The sequence below is a fragment of the Acidisoma sibiricum genome (assembly GCF_057837225.1).
Map to the genome: position 1 here is coordinate 2,011,606 of NZ_CM174445.1, position 22,940 is coordinate 2,034,545.

At 65.4% G+C, this 22,940-nt stretch carries 15 protein-coding genes; 11 read left to right on the forward strand and 4 right to left on the reverse strand.

Going from position 1 to position 22,940, the window contains the following annotated elements; genetic code table 11:
* Window positions 1–25: 25 nt before the first annotated feature.
* From AC3G7M_RS09585 to AC3G7M_RS09610, 6 genes are all read left to right on the forward strand, one after another.
* Window positions 26–1,060: a taurine ABC transporter substrate-binding protein gene (locus AC3G7M_RS09585; protein WP_489211562.1), complete on the forward strand. Its 1,035-nt coding sequence runs from the start codon at window positions 26–28 to the stop codon at window positions 1,058–1,060.
* Window positions 1,053–1,895 carry an ABC transporter ATP-binding protein gene (locus tag AC3G7M_RS09590; RefSeq protein ID WP_489211563.1) on the forward strand — a complete coding sequence of 281 codons (843 nt, stop codon included), beginning with the start codon at window positions 1,053–1,055 and terminating at the stop codon, window positions 1,893–1,895. Before AC3G7M_RS09585 ends, AC3G7M_RS09590 begins: the two co-directional genes overlap by 8 nt.
* Window positions 1,896–1,998: 103 nt before the next feature.
* Window positions 1,999–3,240, forward strand: coding sequence for an imidazolonepropionase (gene hutI, locus AC3G7M_RS09595; protein ID WP_489211564.1), 1,242 nt, complete (start codon window positions 1,999–2,001; stop codon window positions 3,238–3,240).
* A 131-nt stretch (window positions 3,241–3,371) separates the two neighbouring features.
* Window positions 3,372–4,382: a phospholipase D-like domain-containing protein gene (locus tag AC3G7M_RS09600; RefSeq protein WP_489211565.1), complete on the forward strand. Its 1,011-nt coding sequence runs from the start codon at window positions 3,372–3,374 to the stop codon at window positions 4,380–4,382.
* Entirely contained in the window at window positions 4,357–5,016 is a 660-nt protein-coding gene (locus AC3G7M_RS09605; protein ID WP_489211566.1) for a chromate transporter, read from the forward strand. The genes AC3G7M_RS09600 and AC3G7M_RS09605 overlap by 26 nt, the downstream gene beginning before the upstream one ends.
* Window positions 5,013–5,543, forward strand: a complete 531-nt coding sequence (locus AC3G7M_RS09610) for a chromate transporter (protein WP_489211567.1) — start codon at window positions 5,013–5,015, stop codon at window positions 5,541–5,543. The genes AC3G7M_RS09605 and AC3G7M_RS09610 overlap by 4 nt, the downstream gene beginning before the upstream one ends.
* A gap of 21 nt (window positions 5,544–5,564) precedes the next feature.
* On the opposite strand, the gene AC3G7M_RS09615 is transcribed toward AC3G7M_RS09610, so the two are convergent.
* Both AC3G7M_RS09615 and mgrA read right to left on the reverse strand, forming a co-directional pair.
* On the reverse strand, window positions 5,565–7,754 hold the full coding sequence (locus AC3G7M_RS09615) for an amylo-alpha-1,6-glucosidase (protein ID WP_489211568.1): 2,190 nt from the start codon (window positions 7,752–7,754) through the stop codon (window positions 5,565–5,567).
* 84 nt (window positions 7,755–7,838) lie between these two features.
* Window positions 7,839–8,870, reverse strand: coding sequence for an L-glyceraldehyde 3-phosphate reductase (gene mgrA, locus AC3G7M_RS09620; RefSeq protein ID WP_489211569.1), 1,032 nt, complete (start codon window positions 8,868–8,870; stop codon window positions 7,839–7,841).
* A gap of 174 nt (window positions 8,871–9,044) precedes the next feature.
* On the opposite strand from mgrA, the gene AC3G7M_RS09625 reads away from it, so the two are divergent.
* Complete coding sequence (locus AC3G7M_RS09625) at window positions 9,045–9,965, forward strand: sulfotransferase domain-containing protein (RefSeq protein ID WP_489211570.1); 921 nt, start codon at window positions 9,045–9,047, stop codon at window positions 9,963–9,965.
* A gap of 10 nt (window positions 9,966–9,975) precedes the next feature.
* Here AC3G7M_RS09625 and AC3G7M_RS09630 read toward each other — a convergent pair whose 3' ends face one another.
* Both AC3G7M_RS09630 and AC3G7M_RS09635 read right to left on the reverse strand, forming a co-directional pair.
* Window positions 9,976–11,457, reverse strand: coding sequence for an MFS transporter (locus AC3G7M_RS09630; protein ID WP_489211571.1), 1,482 nt, complete (start codon window positions 11,455–11,457; stop codon window positions 9,976–9,978).
* A 10-nt stretch (window positions 11,458–11,467) separates the two neighbouring features.
* A complete protein-coding gene (locus tag AC3G7M_RS09635; RefSeq protein ID WP_489211572.1) occupies window positions 11,468–14,323 on the reverse strand; it encodes an ATP-dependent DNA helicase in 2,856 nt (951 codons plus the stop codon).
* Between the two features lie 50 nt (window positions 14,324–14,373).
* Between AC3G7M_RS09635 and AC3G7M_RS09640 the strand changes: the two genes are divergently transcribed.
* The 4 genes from AC3G7M_RS09640 (at window position 14,374) to gltB (ending at window position 22,922) form a co-directional block, all read left to right on the forward strand.
* Complete coding sequence (locus AC3G7M_RS09640) at window positions 14,374–15,939, forward strand: lysine--tRNA ligase (RefSeq protein ID WP_489211573.1); 1,566 nt, start codon at window positions 14,374–14,376, stop codon at window positions 15,937–15,939.
* A gap of 383 nt (window positions 15,940–16,322) precedes the next feature.
* Window positions 16,323–17,771 carry an NAD(P)-dependent oxidoreductase gene (locus tag AC3G7M_RS09645; protein ID WP_489211574.1) on the forward strand — a complete coding sequence of 483 codons (1,449 nt, stop codon included), beginning with the start codon at window positions 16,323–16,325 and terminating at the stop codon, window positions 17,769–17,771.
* Complete coding sequence (locus AC3G7M_RS09650; protein WP_489211575.1) at window positions 17,768–18,274, forward strand: DUF2059 domain-containing protein; 507 nt, start codon at window positions 17,768–17,770, stop codon at window positions 18,272–18,274. The genes AC3G7M_RS09645 and AC3G7M_RS09650 overlap by 4 nt, the downstream gene beginning before the upstream one ends.
* A 118-nt stretch (window positions 18,275–18,392) precedes the next feature.
* Window positions 18,393–22,922: a glutamate synthase large subunit gene (gltB, locus tag AC3G7M_RS09655; RefSeq protein ID WP_489216019.1), complete on the forward strand. Its 4,530-nt coding sequence runs from the start codon at window positions 18,393–18,395 to the stop codon at window positions 22,920–22,922.
* Window positions 22,923–22,940: the final 18 nt, after the last annotated feature.

Here is a 22,940-nt window from a genome sequence, read left to right on the forward strand (position 1 = left end):
AATTATCAAACATCTGGAGAGACGCATGACAGACACCAACGGCTTCGGCCGCCGCAAGCTCATCGCCGGTGCCGCGGGCCTCGGACTCGCCGCCACCCTGCCCGCCATCCGGGCGCGTGCGGCAGACCCGGTCGCCATCAACATCGCCTATTTCGTTGAGACCAAGCCCACCGCCATCGCCAAGGTGAAAGGCTGGTTCGAGCAGGAAGCGAATGCCAAGATCAACTGGATCGAAGTTGGCAGCGGCGCCCAGATCAACGCCGGCGTCGTCGGCGGCAGCATCGATATCGGCATCGGCATCGGCTCGGCGCCCACTGCCTCGGGTCTCAGCCAGGGCATTCCCTATAAGGTCGTCGCCCTGCTCGACAATATCGGCCCGGCCGAGGAACTGACCGTTCGCGCCTCGGACAACATCAAAACGGCCGCCGATTTCAAAGGCAAGAAGCTCGCCACCCCCTTCGGCTCGACCTCGCATTTCCGCCTCATCGGCTTCCTCAAGACCAACAACCTCTCGCTGCATGACGTGACGGTGCTGGATCTGCCGCCGGATCAGATCGTGGCGGCCTGGAAGCGCGGCGATATTGACGGCGCCTATGTCTGGAGCCCGGCCAAGGCCGAAATTCTGGCCGCAGGCGGCGTCGTCTATGAGACCTATAAGGAACTTGACGAGAAGGGCTATGTCATCGCCGATCTCATCAATGCGCGCACGGCCTTTGCCGAGAAGCATCCCGAGGCGGTGACCGGCATCCTGCGCGCCTATGGCAAGGCGCTCACCTATTGGCAGACCAACCCGGACGATGCCGCTGCCATCATCGGTCAGGCGACCGGCGTCACGGCCGCGGTTGCGGCCGACAATCTACGTGAATATGATTTCATCTCGCTGAAGGATCAGCTTGGTCCGAAATGGCTCGGCACGCCGGGCCATCCGGGCGCTTTCGCAACCCAGTTGCACAGCACGGCGGAATTCCTGGTCGGCCAGAAGAGCATCCGCCATGCCCAGAAGCTGGTTGCCTATCAGAAGGGCATCGATACCCGTTACCTGGAAAAGGCCGTTGCCTGATCAGCCATCAAGCCTGACTGCCGGATTGGCTTCTGCCCCCGATACCGGGGCAGAAGCGGATTTCGTCCGTTTCGACCAGGTCTCCGTCACCTATGGGGCGGAGACACGGCAGCCGACGCTCGCCCTGACGCCCACCGATCTCAGCTTCGCCCGCGGCGATTTCGTCTGCATCGTCGGCCCCTCAGGCTGCGGCAAAACCACCTTGATGCAGACCCTGGCAGGGTTTCTGAAGGCGACCTCAGGCACCGTCAGCGTCGCCGGCCAGACCGTGACGGGGCCGGGCGCGGATCGCGGCGTCGTCTTCCAGCACGCCGCCCTGTTTCCGTGGAAGACGGTCGCCGGCAATGCCGGTTTCGGTCCCACCATGCGCGGCCTGCCGCGGGCCGAGCGCGCGGCGCGGGTCGAATACTGGCTGAATTCCGTGGGCCTGTGGGAGTTTCGCAACCGCTACCCCTATCAGCTCTCGGGCGGCATGCAGCAGCGTCTGGCCATTGCCCGCGCCCTCGCCAATGAGCCTGACATCCTGCTGATGGACGAGCCCTTCGGGGCCTTGGATGCGCTGACACGCGAAAAGATGCAGGAAGAGCTGCATACCGTTTGGAAGCGTCGTGGCATGACGGTGCTCTTCATCACCCATAGCGTCGACGAGGCCGTCTATCTCGGTACCGAAGTCGTCGTCATGTCGCAGCGGCCCGGGCGCATTCTGCAGCGCATTCCGGCGCCCTTCGCCCGCCAGGCAGGAGAGCGCGATATCCGCCGCATCAAGGCGGGGGCGGATTTCGTGGCGCTGCGCGAACAGGTCCTGTCTCTGATCTGGGGGGAAGGCGGCGGCTGATACGGTGCTGCGTGGAGGGCGAAGGCGGCCGAAGCAGGTGGCTTCCCCTGCGCTCAAAAAACTCGTCTAATCCATTCTTCTCTCTGCCTATGGGTTAGCGCTTGTGACGACGAGACCGGTTTTCGACCGTATCTGGACGGGTGGCCGGCTGGCCACCATGGCGGCGGCGCGCGCCGGTCTTGGCATTATCGAGGATGGCGTTATCGCCAGCCGCGATGGGCGCATCGCCTTTGTCGGACCCGCGGCCGATCTGCCCGGCGATGCGACAGCGATAGAGACCATCGCGCTGCACGGGCGCTGGGTCACGCCCGGCCTCATCGATTGCCACACCCATATCGTCTACGCCGATAATCGCGCCGCGGAGTGGGAGATGCGCCTGGCCGGCGCTCCTTACGAGGATATCGCCCGCGCCGGCGGTGGCATTCTATCCTCCGTCCGTTCGGTCCGGGCCACGGAAGAGGCGGCGCTCATCGCCCAGGCCCTGCCACGGGTCGACAGGCTGATCGCTGAAGGCGTCACCACGCTCGAATCGAAATCCGGCTACGGTCTTGATCTGGCGCAGGAGATGAAACTGCTCCGCGCCGGACGCGCCATCGGGGACAGACGGCGCTTGCGCGTGCTCACCAGCTTTCTTGGCGCTCATGCCCTGCCGCCGGAAGCAGCGGGTGACCGCGACGCCTATATCGACCTCATCTGCACCACCATGCTGCCCGCGATCGCGTCGGCGGGCCTCGCAGACGCGGTCGATGCCTTCTGCGAAAGCATCGCCTTCTCGACCGATCAGGTGGCGCGTCTTTTCACCGCCGCCCAGGCGCTGGGCCTGCCCGTGAAACTCCATGCCGACCAGCTGACCAATGGCGGCGGGGCGGCACTCGCCGCCCGCTTCGGCGCGCTTTCGGCCGATCATCTGGAATATACCGATGATGCTGGCGCTGCGGCTTTGGCAGGCTCCGGCACCGTGGCTGTGCTCCTGCCCGGCGCCTATTACGTGCTGCGCGAGAAAAAGGCGCCCGATGTCGCGTCCTTCCGCCGTCATGGCGTGGCGATGGCGGTCTCCACCGATTGCAACCCCGGCACCGCGCCGCTGACCTCGTTGCTGCTGACCATGCATATGGCGGCGACACTCTTCGGCCTGACCGTGCATGAAGCGCTGCTCGGCACCACGCGGGAAGCGGCGCGAGCCTTGGGCAAATCCGCTGAGATCGGCTCGCTGGAAACCGGCAAGGCTTGCGACCTTGCCATCTGGGATGTCGCCCATCCTGCGGAGATTTTTCACAACCTCGGTGCTAATCCGCTGCACAGCCGGGTTTTCGCCGGCCAGCCTGGCGAGACCGGCGCGGCCTGAACGTCTTCCCGCCGGTCTCATAGAGGCCAGGGCATTGCAGGCGGACGGTTTTCGTCACAGGGAGGTTCCGCTTGCGGATGACAGTCTGGTAAGACAAGCTGAGAGCGGATGGGAGCGGCGGTAAAGCGGGCATGGACACAGAACACGAGATTGCCTGGATCGAGTCCGCACGCGCGATTATCGAACCAGATAATACGACCCAGCCGATCCTGGAGCTGATCGAGGGCGCCACCAAAACCATCTGCCTGAAGATGTTCACCTTCACGGCGGATGATATTGCCGAGGCGCTGATCGCCGCCCAGCAGCGTGGCGTGCTGGTCCGGGTCATGCTCAATCCGGCGCGCTCCTCCGGCAGCCGCGCCAATGACGATATGAAGGCCCGACTCCAGGCCGGCGGCATCACGGTCGCCTGGAGCAGCCCGGCCTTCGCCGTGACCCATGAAAAATCCATGGTGATCGACAGCCGCGTCGCCATGATCGCGACCTTCAACTTTGGCGTGAAATATTTCACGACCACGCGTGACTACGGTATCGTCACCGAAGACGCCGATGCGATCGCCGAAATGGAGTCCTGTTTCGAGGCCGACTGGTCCCGCAAGCAATTCGTCCAGCGCGAGAAAAGCGCGCTGATCTGGAGCAATCGCGGCTCCCGCGCGCTGATCTGCCGCTTCATTGACATGGCCGAGCATACGCTGGACGTGCAGCATCCCAAATTCGTCGATGCCGTGGTGCTCGATCGCATCATCCAGGCGCATGAGCGTGGTGTCAGGGTGCGCGTCCTCTGCGGCGGCAAGCACGGCATCAGCACCTGGGATGTGCTCGATACCTTCGCCTCGCTCCGTCTCATGAAGCTGCATGGCGTCAAGATCCGCAAGCAGAAGGACCTCCGTCTGCATGCCAAGCTGCTGCTGGCGGATGACAAGCATGCCGTCGTCGGCTCCATGAATATTGACCGCAGCGCCTTCGACCTGCGCCGCGAACTGGGATGCTTCATCAATGACCCTCGTGCGGTCGAAGCTCTGTCGCAGACCTTTACCGATGACTGGCATGAGGCCAAGCGCTACGATCCGCCAGATCCGCTGACCGTTGATCTGCTGGAAGAGGACGATCATCCCCATGATTCCGAACTCGTCCACGAATAGCGCGGCGGCGGGTACGGGCGTTCTCGTGACGACGGAGACCGCCGGTCCGGTCGAGGAGGTGCCGATTCGCGCCTCCGCCTGGGACATTGCGCGCACCTTTAACGAGATTTCGCTGTCCAGCTTCGGCGGCGGCCTCTCCGCCTGGTCGCGGGAAATGGTGGTCGCCCGCCGCAAATGGATGAATGACGCCGAATTCCTCAGCGCGATGACGGTCTGCCGCATCCTGCCCGGCGCCAATCAGGTTAATCTCGCCGTCTTCGTCGGCACCAAGCTGAACGGCTTGCGCGGGGCAGGGGCGGCGTTGGCCGGTCTCATTGCCATGCCGACTCTTCTGCTGGTCGGCATCGCGGCCCTCTACGCCGCCTTCCAGCATTCCCATGCCGTGCAGCATGTGCTGGCTGGATTCGCGGCGGCGGCCGTCGCCATGACCCTGCAGATGGTCTGGAAGACCGGTCGCACCACGCTCACCTCCGTTATGCCGGTGCTGCTGTTTGCGGCCACCTTCGTCCTGAACGGGGTCCTGCGCTGGCCCCTGTGGTGGACGCTCGCCATCACCGCCCCTATCGGCATCGCCTGGGCCTGGCGCCGGGCGCATCGCAAGGCCGCGGCCGTCGCCGCGGAAAGCGCATCATGACGCTCGCCCTCGCCCTCCAGCTCTGCTCGGTCTTCGGCATCACATCGCTGATGGCCTTCGGCGGCGGTAATGCCGTCATCCCGCAATTCGAGCAGCAGACGGTCTCCGTTTATCACTGGCTGACGGCGCAGCAGTTCACCGATTCCTTTGCCATCGCGCAGGCCGCCCCCGGCCCCAGCACGCTCATCGTCAGCCTGCTCGGCTATCGCGCAGGCGGCATCTGGGGCGCGCTGATCGCGACCGCCGCCATGGTCGTGCCCACCGGCTTCATCGTCTATGGCATCGCGCGCGTCTGGGATCGCGGCCACGGCGACAAGCCCATCCGCCACGCGCTCCAGGACGGGCTGGCGCCGATCACCGTGGGGCTGATCCTGGCCGGCGGCCTGGTCGTCGCCCGCCATGCCGAGACCAGCTGGGTGCAGCTTGCCATGACTTTCGTCGCAACCATCGTGCTCTGCGCGACCAAGCTCAATCCGCTGATCATCGCCGTCTGCTGCGGCTTTGCCGGATACGTCCTCAGCGCCTGACCCGGCGCCGGTGCGGTAGGCTCAGCTCCGCACCACCACGTGAATATCGCCGTGGCGCTCCTGCACGTTCAGCGCCACCTCGTCGCCCATGCGGCGGATCAGCACGGTCACGCTGGCCTCGCCGATGCAGATCCGATGCAGCACCATCTCGTCCAGAAAGGGCGGCAGTTTCGGCGTGCTGAAAATCACCGACCGCGCCGCGGGGTCGATCGACAATCCCAGCGAGGCTTGCAGCAAAGCGGGCAGCGCCGCCGCCGCCCAGGCCTGGGGTGAGCAGGCGACCGGGTAGAAGGTCGGCCCCTGCGCCCGCCTGCGCGCAAATCCGCAGAACAGTTCCGGCAGCCGGCGCATGTCGATGTAGAGGGCCGCGTCGAACTGGCCCTGGAAAATCTTCGCGACCGCATCCGTGTGCCCGTAGCGGGCCAGGCCCATGGCGATCAGGGCATTGTCATGCGGCCAGACCGAGCCGTTGTGATAGCCCATCGGATTGTAGCGGGCCTCGGTGCTGGCGACGGTGCGGATGCCCCAGCCCGAGAAGAAGTCGTGGTTCATGAAGCCTTCGGCCATGCGGGCCGCGCGCGCGGGGGCCACAATCCCGGTCATCAGGAGATGGCCAGGGTTAGAGGTGCGCACGCAGCAGGGCTTTTTGGCGCCATCCAGCGCCAAGGCATAGGTGCCGATCTGCTCGCACCAGAAGGCCGCCTCGAAAGCCAGGCGCAAGGCCTCGGCCTTATGATCATGAGAGGTCGCGACCTGCTCATGGCCCAGCTGGCGGCCGATCTCTGCCATGGCGCGATGCGCGGCATAGACATAGCCCTGCACCTCCACCAGGGCGATCGGCCCTTCGGCCAGATCGCCATTGGCATGGAAGACGCTGTCGAAACTGTCTTTCCAGCCCTGGTTCTGCAGCCCCGATCCGGTGGCGCGGAAATATTCCACGAAACCGTCGCCGTCGCGGTCGCCGTAGCGCGCGATCCATTCCATCGCCGCTTCCAGATGTGGCCATAGCTGCTGCAAGGTGGTGCCGTCATGCGTGCGCTCGAAATAGGCGCCGGCCAGCATGACGAACAGAGGGGTGCTGTCGACGCTGCCGTAGTAGCGGCGGAACGGCACCTCACCCAATTCCGCCATCTCGCCGTTGCGCATTTCATGCACGATCTTGCCGGGTTCGGAATCGGCGGCGGCATCGACCGTGGTCGCCTGGGTGGCGGCCAGGAATTTCAGCACCCCGCGCGCGATCGCGGGGTCCATCCACAGCACCTCATAGGCGGTGATCAGCGCATCGCGGCCGAAGGCGGCGGTAAACCACGGAATGCCGGCATAGGGGTAAAGCCCCGTCGGCTTCTCAGTGATCAGCATATAGAGGTCGGCCACGGCGCGGCGGATGGCTTCGTTGAACAGCTCGTTGGAACTCTCCATCGCCGCCGCCTTGGCCGAGCGCGTGCGCATCCAGCGGCGCGATTCGACCAGGCTGATCAGATAGTTCGTGCGCACCTCGCGCACGGGGGCGGCCGCCTCGTCATTGCAGCCGATTTCGATATAAAGCAGCGTCTGCTGCCCCGGCGGGATGGTGACGTCGAAGGTCGCGCGGCTGCCGTCCAGCGCATCGGGCGTGGGCGAGAAGCGCAGCCGCGTCGTGCGGCGGCGATCGTCGAGCCCCATATACGCCAGCGTCACGCTTGTCTCATCGACCTCGGTTGGCTGGCGCGTGCCGTGCCGCGTGCGCGTGGTGCCGCGCACTTCAAACAGGTCGGCGAAATCCGCATCGAAGGAGAATTCCAGCCGCACCAGCTGAGGTTCATGCGAAAAGCTACGGATCTGCACGCGCTCGAACAGCGTTGCGTTGATCATGAAACGCACGCGCCGGATATGGATCACGCTGTGATCCACCACAACCTTGCCGTCGCGCGTCAGATCCGGGTTGGCAAGGTCACAGATCAGCGCCGTATTGTCATCCCGTAGCGTAGAACTCAGCAGAACCGGACGGCCGCCGCCGATGGTCAGATCGAAGACCGACAGGTGGCGGGTGTCGCGGTTGTAAAGTCCCTCCGTGCCGCCCTCATAGGGCAGGATATTGCCCGACAGATCGAAGACGCCGAACATGTCGCCGTTTTTGAGCGTTCTGTATTGCCGCTCCTGCAGCGACAGCGTGGCCCCCACGGCATAGGGCGGCTCGACCTGATCGGCTTTCGGTTGCAAGGCAGCGCTCACGATCGGTAATCCTTTCATCCGGCGTCCAGGCGGGTCATGCGCGGCATCACGCGGCGCATGACCCATCTGGCGCGGGCGACCTTACTATCCTTTGAAGGAAGAGACTTCGCGCCACAGGTCGATGCCGCCATCCTGGGCATGGATGTCGATCTCGGCCAGTTCCGCTGCCGTGAAGGCCAGGTTCTTGGTCGCATCCAGCGCATTGTCGAGCTGGGCGACATTGCGCGCGCCGATCAGTGCTGTCGTCACCGCCGTGTCGCGCAGCACCCAGGCGATCGCCATCTGCGCCAGCGATTGGCCGCGCTTGGCCGCAATATCGTTCAGCGCGCGCACGCGGGTCAGGTTCTCCTCGGTGATGAGGTCCTTGGAGAAATAGCGGCCCTCGGCGGCGCGGCTGCCTTCCTTGACGCCGCCCAGATATTTGTCGGTGAGCAGACCCTGGGCGAGGGGCGAGAAGGCGATGCAGCCGGTGCCGATCTCTTCCAGCGTCTCCAGCAGCCCGCCTTCCACCCAGCGGTTGAGCAGCGAATAGGAGGGTTGATGGATCAGCAGCGGCACTTGCCGTTCGCGCAGCAGGCCGGACATCGTCCGGGTCAGTTCAGGCCCGTAGGAGGAGATGCCGACGTACAGCGCCTTGCCCTGGCGCACCAGCTGGGCCAGCGCGTCGGCGGTCTCTTCCAGCGGGGTCTCGAAATCGGGGCGGTGGGAATAGAAGATGTCGACATAGTCCAGGCCCATCCGCTTCAGGCTCTGGTCGCAGCTGGCGATGAGGTATTTGCGGCTGCCGCCGATGCCGTAGGGGCCGGGCCACATGTCCCAGCCGGCCTTGGAGGAGATGATCAGCTCGTCGCGATAGGGCAGAAAGTCCTTCTTCAGCAGGACGCCGAAATTCTCTTCCGCCGAGCCATAGGGCGGGCCGTAGTTATTGGCGAGATCGAAATGCGTCACGCCGCGGTCGAAAGCCCGCCGCAGGATAGCGCGACCATTCTCCAGCACGTCGGTGCCGCCGAAATGGTGCCACAGGCCGAGCGAGATCAAAGGCAGCTGAATGCCGGAGCGGCCGCAACGGCGGTACGGAATGGCCTCGTAGCGGCCTGGGTCGGCAATGTAGGTCATGACTGTTCCCTGGGGAGTGAGCGTTTTGATTTGGCGTTCGCTGGGCCGTCTGGGTCGGCACGGGCGAAGCCTAACCTGCCTGTGCGGCAAGGGACAGGGGGAGGGGATCAACGGACTTGCTTACCGGAAAGGATTAGTAGAGAGCAGAGGTCACGTCCTCCGAGAAAGCCCCTCATGCCTGACAGTATCGCGCCCGCCGTGCTTTCCGAGCGGATGATGGGTCTGAAGCCCCTGCCGGGGCTGCTGATGGGTATCGGCGCGATGAAGGGCGGCACCAGCTGGCTTTATGAGATGCTGCGCTGTCATCCCGCCCTGGAATGCCTGCCGGTCAAGGAAATCCATTACTTCTGGGAATGCTACGGCAGCTTCCCGCTGCTGTCGCCCGACCAGCGGCGGGCAACCGCGGCCAGTCACCTGGCGGGCCAGTTGCCCGATCTTGCGACGGCGGAGATCGGGCCGCGTTTCGACTGGTTCAAGCGCTATCTGGCCGATCCGGTTGATGACCGCTGGTTCACGAATCTCTTTTGCCCCAGGCCCGAGACTGCGTTCTGCGTCGAATTCAGCAATATGTCCGCGCGCCTCGGCCCCCCAACCTGGACGCATATGCGACGCTTCACCGATCGTCTCCGCGTTCTCTATGCGGTTCGCAACCCGGTGCGCCGGCTCTGGAGCCATGCCCGCTTCCACGCCGCCATCATCGGCTACCTGGATCAGCTGCCCCATCTCGACTCCGCGGGCTTCGCGGCCTTCCTGGAAGAGAGCGGCTGCTTTGACCACGGCCGCTATTCCGAAGTCCTTAGCCTGATGGCAAGCGAACTGGACCCGCGGGACTATCTCGTCCTCCATAGCGAGGCCATGGCCGCTGACCCTTATGGCGTGATGCGGCAGATCGAGGCCTTTTTGGACCTGTCGCCCGCGCAGTATCCTGCCACGCTGGCAGCGGCGCAGCTCAATGTCTCCCCCGGTCTTGCGATGCCGCAGGCTTTCGCGTCTGCGGCAGTGCCCTATGTCCGGCGGGAACTGGACGCCCTGGCGGCCATCGGTTTCCCGGTGCCCCCCTTCTGGATTGAGGATGTCCAGGCTCTGGCGGGTTAGGTCCTCAGCCTCAGGTCTGCCGCACCGTCCTGGGCGCCAGACAGGCGACCGCAAAGGTCGCGACCGCAATCACCGCGGCCAGCACGAAGACCCCATGCAGCGCATGGCCGAGTTTGTCGGTCGCGTCCATCAGGTCGCGGGCCGAAAGCGCCGCACGCAGGCTCGGGTTCACCAATTCCCGCATCAGGTCACGGCCATGGGTATTCGCGAGACCGGCATTGAGCACACCGCCGAAAGCCGCCGCGCCCAAAGCCTGGCCCATCAGCCGGCTGAAAAAGAACAGCGCGATTGATCGTCCGCGCTCGCCCGCAGGCACCCCGCCTTGCACGGCGAGGGTGAACGTGATGCTGGTCAGGCCCATGCCGGCGCCGATCGGGATGCAGATCAGGATCAGCCAAGCCAGGCTGCGGCTATCGGCGATCGGCACCAGCGCCGCCATGCCGGCGGCCATGGTGATGCCGCCGGCCGTCGCCAGCAGCCGGTTGGAGACGCGGCCGGCCAGGCGGCCGATCGTCATGCTGGTGATGGTCCAGGAGACGGTCAGCGCCCCGATCACCATGCCCGCCTGGAGGGCACCTTGTCCCATCACGCCCTGCACCAGGGGCGGCAGGAAGGCGGTGGTGCCAAGCAGCAGGCTGCCCGCCAGCAGGGCCGAGCCATTCGCCGTCATCAGCAGGGGGCGGAACATCAGATGCAAGGGCAGCAGCGGGTGGGCTACCCGCCGCTCGCGCAGGCCAAATCCGGCCAGGGCAGCGAAGGCCGCGGCCAGCACCAGGACCAGCTCAGTCGCCCTCAGCGTCTCGAACTGCACCAGCGCGCCCATCATCAGGCCCAGGCCCAGCACCAGCAGAAGGCATCCCGCCACGTCGATCGGCGCGCGGCTGCGTGTCTGCGCGCCCTCGCGCAGAAACCGCCAGACCATGGTCATTGTCACCAGGCCGATGGGCAGATTGACCCAGAAGCAGAACTGCCAGCCCAGCGTATGGACGAAGAAGGCGCCCAGCAGCGGCCCGGCAATCGCCGCAATGCCCCAAACGCCGGAGACATAGCCCATGACGCGGGGCCGGTCCTCGGGGGCGCAGACATCACCGATGATGGTGACACCCAGCGGCGCCAACCCGCCGCCGCCAATGCCCTGGAGGGCGCGAAAAATCACCAGCCAGATCATGCTATGGGCGAAGCCGCATAGCAGCGACCCGATCAGGAACAGGCCGGTACTGCCCAGATAGACCGTGCGGCGGCCGAAGCTGTCGGCGATGCGGCCATAGAGCGGCGTCATCACCGCCTGGGTCAGCAGATAGATGCCGAAGACCCAGGAGAACAGGTGAAAGCCGCCCAGCTTGCCGACGATGACGGGCATAGCGGTGCTGATGACCGTCACCTCCACCGCCGCCATGAAGGTGGAAATCAGGATCGCTGAGATGATCAGTCGCGCGTGGCGTGGCCGCCCGATTCCCGGCGCGGCCGGTGTCGCCAATGTCGCGTCACTCATGGCGTCAATCTTATCCCTGCGGCCCTAAAAAGCGTCGGGTCGTGGCGGCGGCCTCCGCAAGTCCGACCCGTTCCACCGCCACCCCGGGCGGGAAGGCCGAGAGCAGCCGGGAAGGTGTGCGGCGGTCAAGCAGCACGAACACACCTCTGTCATCCACCCGGCGGATAAGACGTCCGAAAGCCTGGCGCAGGCGCAGCCGCGCGATGCGGTCGTCGAATTCCTTCGGCGCGCCACCGGAAAGGTGAATGCGCCGCTCGCGGTGCAAAATATCGGGCCGCGGCCAGGGCACGCGCTCGAACACCACCAGGCGCAGGGCATTGCCCGGCACATCGACCCCGTCGCGCATCGCGTCCGTGCCCAGCAGGCAGGAATTTTCTTCCGCCCGAAAGATATCGACCAGAGTCGCATTGTTCATGGCGTCGATATGCTGGGCATAGAGCGGCAGCCCCGCCTCTTCCAGGGCGGGCGCGATGCGCCGATGCACCGAGCGCAGCCGGCCGATGGCAGTGAACAATCCCAATCCGCCACCACCGGATGACAGAAACAGCGTGCGATAGGCGGCGGCGAGAGCGGCAGGGTCGCCGGTATCGACATCGTTGATGACCAAGGCCCGCGTGCGCTCGGCATAGTCGAAGGGGCTCGGCAGGCTGGCGCGGATCGCGGGCAGCGCCAGATGATTGGCGCCGACGCGGGCCTCGGCGTCGCTCCAGGCGCGTTCCGGGTCTTCCTCGCCGCCGTCGCGCAGCGTCGCCGACGTGATCAGCAGCCCATGCGCGGGGGCGGCGAGCGTCGTGGCGAAGGGCAGCGTCGGGTCCAGCCAATGCCGCAGCAGGGCTACATCCCGCACCTGGCCTTCTGACCGGTCGAGGCGCAAAAACTGCACATGGCCGCGAAAGGTTTCTGACACCGGCGGCGGCTCGATGATTTCACCCAGCATCGCGGCCCAGGCCTTCAGCGGCTCCAAAGCGCGGCGGGCGATGGTCCGGCCCATGCCTTCGATGCGCGCGCGCGTCGCTTGGTCCAGCTCGTCGGCCTCCTCATCCAGCCGGGCGAGCAGGCGCTGGCGCAGATTGGTCAAGGGCTCCGCGATGCGCATCAGCGCGCGGCGTAGCGTCTCGGCGGCGGCGGCGACATCCTCCGCCACCGGATGCAGGTCGCATTCGGCGGCGAAGCCTGCGCGCGCCTCGTCCTCGCCGCCCCGGCCGGAGAGGCGCGCCAGAACCTGGACGCGCAGCGCCACCAGCAAAACTTCAGACGGATTTTTCGCCACTGGCTCGGCTGAGATGTCCGACGGCGTCTCCGAAGCCGGCGGCGCGTCGTCGCTGAGCCGGAACGCCCAGCCCGGTGCGGGCAGGGCACGGGCCGCCAGCAGGGCGGCATCGAGCGGCGCGATCAGGTCGGCGCGCTCCCCGACCAAGTCGCCGATACGGGCGGAGAGGCCCTTGCCGCGGCTCCGCAGGCCTTCGGCGCCCAGCAGCCAGCGCCGCAGCTCGGCCGCTTCGCGCCCCGACAGCTCGGCCGAAAAGGCCGCGTCGGCGGCGTCGAAAATATGGTGGCCCTCGTCAAAGACGTAGCGCGTCGGCACGTAATTATCGTCCAAGCCGCCCCAGGCCGCCTGGGTCAGCACCAGCGCGTGATTGGCGACCACCAGATCGGCGTCGCGCGCCCGGCGAATGCCGTGTTCCACGAAGCAGCGCTTCCAATGGCTGCAGGCGGCATACAGGCATTCGCCGCGCCGGTCGGCCAGGCTCCCCAGCAGCGGCGCGCCGAAAATCTCGATGAACCAGCCGGGCAGGTCGCCGCCCAGAATATCGCCGTCGCTGGTGACACTCGCCCAGCGGGCGATCAGGCCGAGCGGAATGACCAGCGCCGGATTGGCGCCGACCAGCGCCGATGTCACCGCATCCTCCATATTGAGCAGGCACAGATAGTTTTCGCGGCCCTTGCGCAGCACAACACGCCGGTGCCGCTCGGCGGGGTCGGGGAACAGCCGCTCCAGCTCGCTCTCCACCTGACGCTGCAGATGGCGGGTGAAGGTCGAAATCCACACCGGCGCATGATTGCGTTCCGCCCACAGACTCGCGGGCGCGACATAGCCCAGCGTCTTGCCGGTACCCGTGCCGGCCTCGGCCAGCACGATATTGGGCGCGCCCTCCGTCGCCCGCGGGGTGAAGGCCGCGGCGGCGGCAGAGGCGTAATCCGCCTGGCCCTGGCGGGTTTCAGCGCCGTCGCCGACCAGGCGCGCCAGCCGCTGCCGCGCCTCGGCGGAGGAGACGGGCAGGGCGGAGGGCGCGGGCGGGGGCGCCCCTTCCTCCCATTCCGGCAGGCGGCGCCAGACGCGGAAGGCATTGCCGTCCTTGCCCGATGGCGCCGCAGCACCGCCGCGCGCCAGCGCCGCCATCACCAAAGGCTCCCATAGCCAGCCGGCATCGCCCATCCGCTTCGCCAGCGCCGGCAGGTCGCGATTGGCGGGCAGCGTCGCGCCTCGGGCAAGCTCGTCCAGCAGGGCGACGGCGATAGTGGGCAGGCTTGCGGCTGCCGCCTCCAGCCCTTGGGCGATGGGGCGCATGCCCAGCACCTGGGCCAGGCCGCGGGCCGTCGGCACGGCGGGTTTGGCCGGGCGGACAAAGGCGAAGAGTTCCAGCAGGTCGTAGGCGGGCATGGCTTTCAGGCCCAGGCGCCGCCAGGTGGCAGGCGCATGGATCAGCAGCGGCGGCTCGGACGTGTCGAGCAGCTTGGCCGTCGCGGGCGCGGCCAGCCGGAGCAACTCGCCCTCCGCCGTCATCACCAGGGCGATGCCGGTGCCGCAGGCAAGCGTTGGCCATTCCGGCAAGGAGACGGAACCCGGTCCGTGGGACACACTCATACCGCAACCTTCATTGACCGGATTACGCACCTTTCCTAGTGAGATTGGCCATGAACCAGCACGCACGCACCACACCTGCCCCGAAAGTCTGGCCCTTCGAGGAAGCCGCCAAAGTCGTCGCGCGTCTGGAAAAGACGGGCAAAGATGTGGCCCTGTTTGAAACCGGTTACGGCCCCTCGGGTCTGCCGCATATCGGCACGTTTGGCGAGGTCGCCCGCACCACCTGGGTCCGCCAGGCTTTTACCGCGCTCACGGGCCTGCCGTCGCGCCTGATCGCCTTTTCCGACGATATGGATGGCATGCGCAAGGTGCCCGACAATGTGCCCAACCGGGACATGCTGCGTGAGTTCATCGGCCGTCCGCTGACTGATGTGCCCGATCCCTTCGGCACGCATGAAAGCTTCGGCCACCACAACAACGCCCGCCTCCGCGCCTTTCTGGACGGTTTCGGCTTCGATTACGAGTTCATCTCCGCGACCGAGTCCTACCGGTCCGGCGCCTTTGACGTGGCGCTGCGCGAAGCCCTGCGCAAGCATGATGAGATCGTGGCCGTCGTGCTGCCGACGCTGGGGCCGGAGCGTCGGGCCACCTATTCGCCCATCCTGCCCGTCCATCCCAGGACCGGCATCGTCATGCAGGTGCTGATCGAAAAGGTTGATGCCGATGCCGGCACCGTCGCCTGGCGGGACCCTGACGACGGCACCTTCTATGAGACGCCGGTGACCGGCGGTGGTGCGAAGATGCAGTGGAAGGCCGATTGGGCCATGCGCTGGGCCGCACTCGGCGTCGATTACGAAATGGCGGGCAAGGATCATATCGAGGGCATCAAGCTCTCGGGTTCCATCTGCCGCATCCTCGGCGCCGAACCGCCGGCCGGCTTCAATTACGAGCTGTTTCTGGACGACAAGGGCCAGAAGATCAGCAAGTCCAAGGGCAACGGCCTCTCGATCGACGAATGGCTGAAATATGCGCCGGAGGAGAGCCTCGCCCTCTTCATGTTCAACCAGCCGCAGCGTGCCAAGCGCCTGTTCTTCGACGTCATCCCCCGCGCGGTGGATGACTATCTCGCCCATGTCGCCAAGGCGCAGCGGGATGAGGCGGTGGATGAAAGCAATCCGGCCTGGTTCATCGAAGGCGGCCCGGTGCCGCCGTCCGCCGGCAGCCCGATCAGCTTCGGCATGCTGCTGAATCTGGCCTCCGTCGCGAATGCGGAAAACCCGGACATTCTCTGGGGCTTCATCCGCCGCTATTCGCCCGACCTGACGCCTGAGACCTCGCCCTTCCTGGCCAAGCTGGTGGGTTACGCGGTCGCCTATTACCAGGACTTCGTGCGGCCCAAGAAAGCGTTCCGCGACCCGACTGCGGTCGAGCGCGCGGCTCTTGAGGATCTGGCGGAGGTGCTGCGCGGCGTGGCCCCCGGCACTTCGGCCGAGGATATCCAGACCCTGGTTTACGATGTCGGCAAGCGGCATCCCTTCGCGAGCCTGAAGGACTGGTTCGGCTGCCTCTATCAGGTGCTGCTGGGCCAAAGCGAGGGCCCGCGCTTCGGCGGCTTCGTCGCTCTTTACGGCGTGCCTGAGACGGTCACCCTCATCGAAGGTGCCCTGGCGCGGTAAGCGCTCGCGAGACGCTCTGGTTTGTGAATGTTTGAGCACGCCGCCGGGCCAAGCCCGGCGGCGTGCTTCGTTTTGGCACGGCACCCCATCAGGAAAATGGCGGAGCGTCAGTCGACGTTGCCGCAACCTCTCCCCCAAAGGCGTTTTCGTTCAATTCCCTGGGTGATTGTTTTGCGATTGCGCTAAAAGTCCCATATCGGACCTATTTTCTTGCGAATTCCTCGCAGTCAGCCCCATTACCCGTCGGCATGCAGCTGAAATAGGTCAGCATTGCTGTTTGTCTTCCTGATTGCACTTCGCATAAGCACAAAATCAGGTTAGAGACTCATTCATTCCGCGTTCGCTTTATCGAAGGCGCCCGCTCTCTGCAGGAGGACCGTCCCATGGCCGAGCGCATGCTGAAATTCGTGCACACGCCCCAGAAAATTCCTCAGAAGCGGACGGTCGAGCTGCGCGTGCAGGACTTCGACGAAATCTACAACCGCTTTGACCCCAGCCGCGCGGCCGAACAGGCCAGCCGCTGCAGCCAATGCGGCGTGCCCTTCTGCTCGGTCCATTGTCCGCTGGGCAATAATATCCCGGACTGGCTGCGCCTGACCGCCGAAGGCCGCCTGCAGGAAGCCTATGAGGTTTCCGCCGCCACCAACAGCTTTCCCGAAATCTGCGGCCGCATCTGCCCGCAGGACCGGCTGTGCGAAGGCAATTGCGTCATCGAGAAGGGCTTCGACAGCGTCACCATCGGCGCGGTCGAACGCTATATCACCGACACCGCTTTCGAGAACGGCTGGGTGAAACCCGTGAAGCCGGTCGCCGAGCGGCCGGAATCCGTCGGCATCGTCGGCGCCGGTCCGGGCGGCCTCGCTGCGGCCGAACGCCTCCGCCGCCAGGGCTATCAGGTCCATGTCTATGACCGCTACGACCGGCCGGGCGGGCTGATGATCTATGGCATTCCCGGCTTCAAGCTGGAGAAGGAGGTCGTCCTCCGCCGCTGGGCCTATCTTGAGGACTGCGGCGTTCAGTTCCATCTCAACTGCGCCATCGGCGACGGCGCGAACGATACGCTGTCCTTCGCGCAGCTGCGCCAGACCCACGCCGCCGTTATCATCGCGACCGGCGTCTACAAGGCGCGCGACATCGGCGGCCCCGGTGCGGGCCTCGCCGGCATCGTCCCCGCGCTCGACTATCTCACGGCCTCGAACAAGCTCGGCCTGGGCGAAACCGTGCCGGATTTCGACAGCGGTCTGCTCAATGCCGAGGGCAAGCGCGTCGTCGTCATCGGCGGCGGCGATACGGCGATGGATTGCGTGCGCACCGCCGTGCGCCAGGGTGCGACCTCGGTGCAATGCCTCTATCGCCGTGACCGCGCCAATATGCCGGGCTCGCTGCGCGAGGTGAAAAACGCCGAGGAAGAGGGTGTGGAGTTCGTTTGGCTCTCGGCCCCTGAAGCCTTCCTGGGTGAGGATCACGTCACCGGCGTGCGCGCCGTGCGCATGCATCTCGGCCTGCCGGACACCTCCGGCCGCCAGTCGGTCGAGCCCGTTTCCGGCAGCCATTTCAATCTCGACGCTGATCTCGTCATCAAGGCGCTGGGCTTCGATCCTGAGGATACGCCCAAGATGTTTGCCGAAAAGGGGCTGGAAATCAGCCGCTGGGGCACGCTCAAGGTCAACCACCGCACCTTCATGACCTCGGTACCGGGCGTCTTCGCGGCGGGCGACATCGTCCGTGGTGCCAGCCTCGTGGTCTGGGCGATCAAGGACGGGCATGATGTCGCGGCCCAGGTGCATGATTTCATCAGCCAGCCCATCCCCGTCGCGGTTGCGGCGGAATGAGGCTCCTTTTCGCCACCGCTTTTGCCGCCAGCGTGGCCCTTGCGCCCATGGCCCGCGCCGATGACGCGGCCATAGCCCTGACGGCAGACCAGATGCAGCTGGCGCAGCAGGTCGTGCAGGCGATCGGCATCCAGCAGGTGGCCGATGCTGCCATGGGTGGCTTGCGCATCGTCCTGGTGCAAAGCCTCGCCGCCAATAGCAAGCAGCCGGAGGAGAAGGTGGCGCCGGTCGTCGATGCGGTGCTGATGCCGGATGTCAAAGCCTCCGAGCCGCAGTTCATCGCCTCCGTCGCGACCATCTACGGTCGCGCCTTTACCGTGCCGGAGATGCAGCAGATCCTGGCCTTCTACCAGACGCCGGTCGGGCAGAAGCTGCAAAGCGTGACGCCTGGGCTGACGCAGCAGATGGTCCAGGCCGGACACGCCTGGATCGCCCAGATCGGTGAGCAGGTGCTGCGGCTCGATGCCGATAAGCTCACCGCCCAGGGCCTGAAAGTCGATTGAACAGAGGGCTGCCCCTCACCGGGCAGCGCGCGGTCCGTCCAGGATCGCTGACGAGGAGAGTGCCATGACCGACGGGACCGAGAGCGTGAGCCTGCCCAGCCAGATGGCGGAGAGCGAAATGCTCGAATCAGGCGCGGATTTCCTGACCGATTGGGCGCGCAATACCACGGCGCTCGCCGGCTCCTATGATTTTAGCCAGGAGCATGACGCCTGCGGCGTCGGCATGATTGCGGCGCTGGACGGCAAACGCCGCCGCGATGTCGTCCAGGCCGGTATCGACGCGCTCAAAGCCGTCTGGCATCGCGGCGCGGTCGACGCGGATGGCAAGACCGGTGACGGGGCCGGCATCCATATCGAAATCCCGCAGGATTTCTTCGCCGCCGCCGTCGAGCGCAGTGGCGCCCTGCTGCGCCCCGGCCCCATCGCGGTCGGCCAGGTCTTCATGCCCAAGACCGATCTCGGCGCGCAGGAACGCTGCCGCGAAATCGTGGAAACCGAGATCATCGCGCTCGGCTATGAAATCTATGGCTGGCGCCAGGTGCCCATCAACGTCGCCTGCATTGGTGAGAAGGCCAATGCGACCCGGCCTGAGATCGAGCAGATCATGCTCTGGAATGCCCGCGGCGTGTCGGAGGAGGAGTTCGAACGCGATCTCTATGTCATCCGTCGCCGCATCGAAAAGCAGACCATCGCGGCGCAGATCCCGGACCTCTATTTCTGTTCGCTGTCCTGCCGCTCGATTGTCTACAAGGGCATGTTCCTGGCCGAAAGCCTGACGGAATTCTATCCCGATCTGCTCGACCCGCGCTTCGTCTCGCGCTTCGCCATCTATCACCAGCGCTATTCGACCAATACCTTCCCCACCTGGAAGCTGGCGCAGCCCTTCCGCTCGATCGCCCATAATGGTGAGATCAACACCATCAACGGCAACGTCAACTGGATGAAAAGCCATGAGACGCGGCTTTCGTCCGACCTGCTCGACGCCTATATGGAAGACGTCAAGCCGGTGGTGCAGGCGGGCGGCTCCGACACGGCGTCGATGGACAATGTCTTCGAGCTGCTGATCCGCTCGGGCCGCGACGCGCCCATGGTCAAGGCGATGATGATCCCGCCCTCCATCGGTGCCACCTCCTTCATGCCCGAAGCCCATCGCAGCATGATCGAATATTGCAACGCCGTGATGGAACCCTGGGACGGCCCCGCCGCCGTCACCGCGACCGACGGCCGCTGGCTCATCGCGGGGCTGGACCGCAACGGCTTGCGTCCCCTGCGCTATACCGTCACCAGCCACAATATGCTGGTCGTGGGGTCTGAGACCGGCATGGTCAAGTTCGACGAGGGCATGATCGTCGAAAAGGGCCGCGTCGGCCCCGGCCAGATGATCGCGGTCGATCTGGAAGAGCCGCGTTTCTACGACAACACGGCCGTCATGGACCTGCTCTCCGCCCGCCACCCCTACGGCGAATGGGCGCAGCGCATCGTCAAGATCGACGATGTCGTCAAGATGGATGCGGTCGAGCCGGTCGAATACAGCGCCGAGGAACTGCTCCGCCGCCAGCTCGCCATGGGCATGACGCTGGAGGAGATGGAAGCCATCCTGCAGCCGATGGTGGATGACGCGAACGAGGCCACCGGCAGCATGGGTGATGACACACCCATCGCCGTACTGTCCGACCGCTATCGCGGCCTGCATCACTATTTCCGGCAGAATTTCAGCCAGGTGACGAACCCGCCCATCGACAGCCTGCGCGAGACCCGCGTCATGTCGATCAAGACCCGGCTCGGCAATCTCGGCAATGTGCTGGAGGAGGGCGAGCATCAGTTCGACATTCTCCAGCTCAACAGCCCCATTCTGTCGACCGGCGAATTCCTCGCCATGCACGACAAGATGGGCGCGGCGGTCGTCTCCATCGACGCGACCTTCGCGCGCTCCGAGGGTGAGCCCGGGCTGCGCCGCGCGCTGGACCGCATCCGCCAGGAAGCCGAGGACGCCGTCCGCGCCGGTGCCGCGCATCTTATCCTCAGCGATGCCGGCATGGGTCCGAAGCGCGTCGCCATCCCGATGATCCTGGCGACCGGTGCGGTCCATACGCATCTCGTGCGCACGTCCTTGCGCACCTTCACCAGCGTCAATGTGCGCACGGCGGAATGCCTCGACGTGCATTACGCTGCTGTCCTTGTTGGCGTCGGTGCGACCACGGTCAATCCGTATCTCGCGCAGGAATCGATCGCCGACCGGCACCGCCGCGGCCTGTTCGGCGAGATGAGCCTGAAGGCCGCCATCGGCCGCTATAAGAAGGCGCTCGACAAGGGCCTGCTCAAGATCATGGCGAAGATGGGCATCGGCGTCCTCTCCTCCTATCGCGGTGGCTATAATTTCGAGGCGATCGGCCTGTCCCGCGCCCTGGTTGGCGAATTCTTCCCCGGCATGCAGTCGCGCATCTCCGGCATCGGCCTGTCCGGCATCGCCCGCAAAGTGCTGGAACTGCATAAAACCGCCTGGGCGGAAGGCGTGCTGACGCTGCCCGTCGGCGGCAGCTACAAGATGCGCCGTAATGGAGAGACGCATGCCTTCGACGGCAGCCTCATCCATGTCCTGCAGACGGCCGTCAGCACCGACAGCTACACGATGTTCCGCAAATATTCGGAAGCCTGCCGCCGCCTGCCGCCTGTGGCGTTGCGCGATCTGCTCGACTTCCGCACCGACGGGCTTTCGCCCATCCCGGTGGAAGATGTCGAAAGCATCACGGAAATCCGCAAGCGGCTGATCGCACCGGGCATTTCGCTGGGGGCGCTTGGGCCAGAGGCGCATGAGACGCTGTCGATTGCGATGAACCGCATCGGCGCGCGGTCGGACAGCGGCGAGGGCGGCGAAGACCCCGAGCGCTCGAAGCCGCGCCCGAATGGTGACAACGCATCTTCGGCCATTAAGCAGATCGCCTCTGGCCGGTTCGGCGTCACCGCCGATTATCTGAACAACTGCCGTGAGATTGAGATCAAGGTCGCCCAGGGTGCCAAGCCCGGTGAGGGCGGCCAGCTGCCCGGCTTCAAGGTTACGGGGCTGATCGCGAAGCTCCGCCACTCCACGCCGGGCGTCATGCTCATCAGCCCGCCGCCGCATCACGACATCTATTCGATCGAGGATCTGGCCCAGCTCATCTACGATCTCAAGCAGATCAACCCCGAAGCCAGCGTCTGCGTGAAGCTGGTCTCGCGCTCGGGCATCGGCACCATCGCGGCGGGTGTGGCCAAGGCCAAGGCCGATGCGATCCTGATTTCCGGCCATTCGGGCGGCACCGGCGCCAGCGCGCTCACATCCGTGAAATATGCGGGTCTCCCGTGGGAGATGGGCCTGTCGGAAGCGCATCAGGTGCTGATGCTCAACCGCCTCCGTCACCGCGTTAAGCTGCGCACCGATGGCGGGCTCAAAACCGGGCGTGACGTCGTCATCGCCGCCATGCTCGGCGCCGAGGAATTCGGCATCGGCACGGCGAGCCTGGTTGCCATGGGCTGCATCATGGTCCGCCAGTGCCACAGCAATACCTGTCCCGTGGGCGTCTGCACGCAGGATGAGACGCTGCGCGCCAAGTTTGAAGGCACCCCTGAGAAGGTCATCAACCTCTTCTCCTTCATCGCGGAAGAGGTGCGCGAAATCCTCGCCGGTCTCGGCTTCCGCAAGCTGACCGAGATCATCGGCCGCACCGATCTGTTGCAGCAGGTCAGCCGTGGCAGCTCGCTGCTCGATGATCTGGATCTTAATCCCATCCTCGCCCAGGCCGATCCCGGCCCCTATCCGCGCTACTGCACGCTGGAAGGCCGCAACGAAGTGCCCGAGACGCTGGACGCGCAGATGATCGCGGATGCCGCTCCCTTCTTCGAGCGGCGCGAAAAGATGCAGTTGCAATATAATATCCGCAACACGCATCGCGCCATCGGCACCAAGTTCTCGGGCGCCATCGTCCGCAGCTTCGGGCAGACCGCCTTGCCCGCGGGCCATGTCAGCGTCCGCCTGCGCGGATCGGCCGGCCAGTCGCTCGGCGCCTTCTCGGTGCAGGGTCTGAAGCTCGAAGTCATCGGCGATGCCAATGACTATGTCGGCAAGGGCCTCTCGGGCGGCACCATCGTGGTGCGCACGGCGCCGTCCACCAAGATGCGCAGCAATGCCAATACCATCATCGGCAATACCTGCCTTTATGGCGCGACCGCCGGCCAGCTTTACGCGGCGGGTCAGGCGGGCGAGCGTTTCGCCGTGCGCAATTCAGGTGCCACGGCAGTCGTTGAAGGTTGCGGCTCCAACGGTTGCGAATACATGACCGGCGGCACGGTCGCCATCCTGGGTGATTTCGGCGACAATTTCGGTGCCGGCTTCACCGGCGGCACGGCCTTCCTCTATGACCCCGAAACCGTGCTGGAAAGCCGCATCAATCCTGAGACGCTGACCTGGCAGCGGGTCTCCTCCGCCTATTGGGAGAGCCATCTCCGCTGCCTGATCGAGCGTCATGTGGAAGAGACCAGCAGCCGCTATGCCGCCATGCTGCTGCATAACTGGGAGCAGACGCTGGGCCATTTCTGGCAGGTCGTGCCGAAGGATTACGTCCAATACCTGCCGCATGCCCTGACCGACGAGCAGGAGCAGGTCCGCGCCTGACCGGCCGGGGCGCGGCAC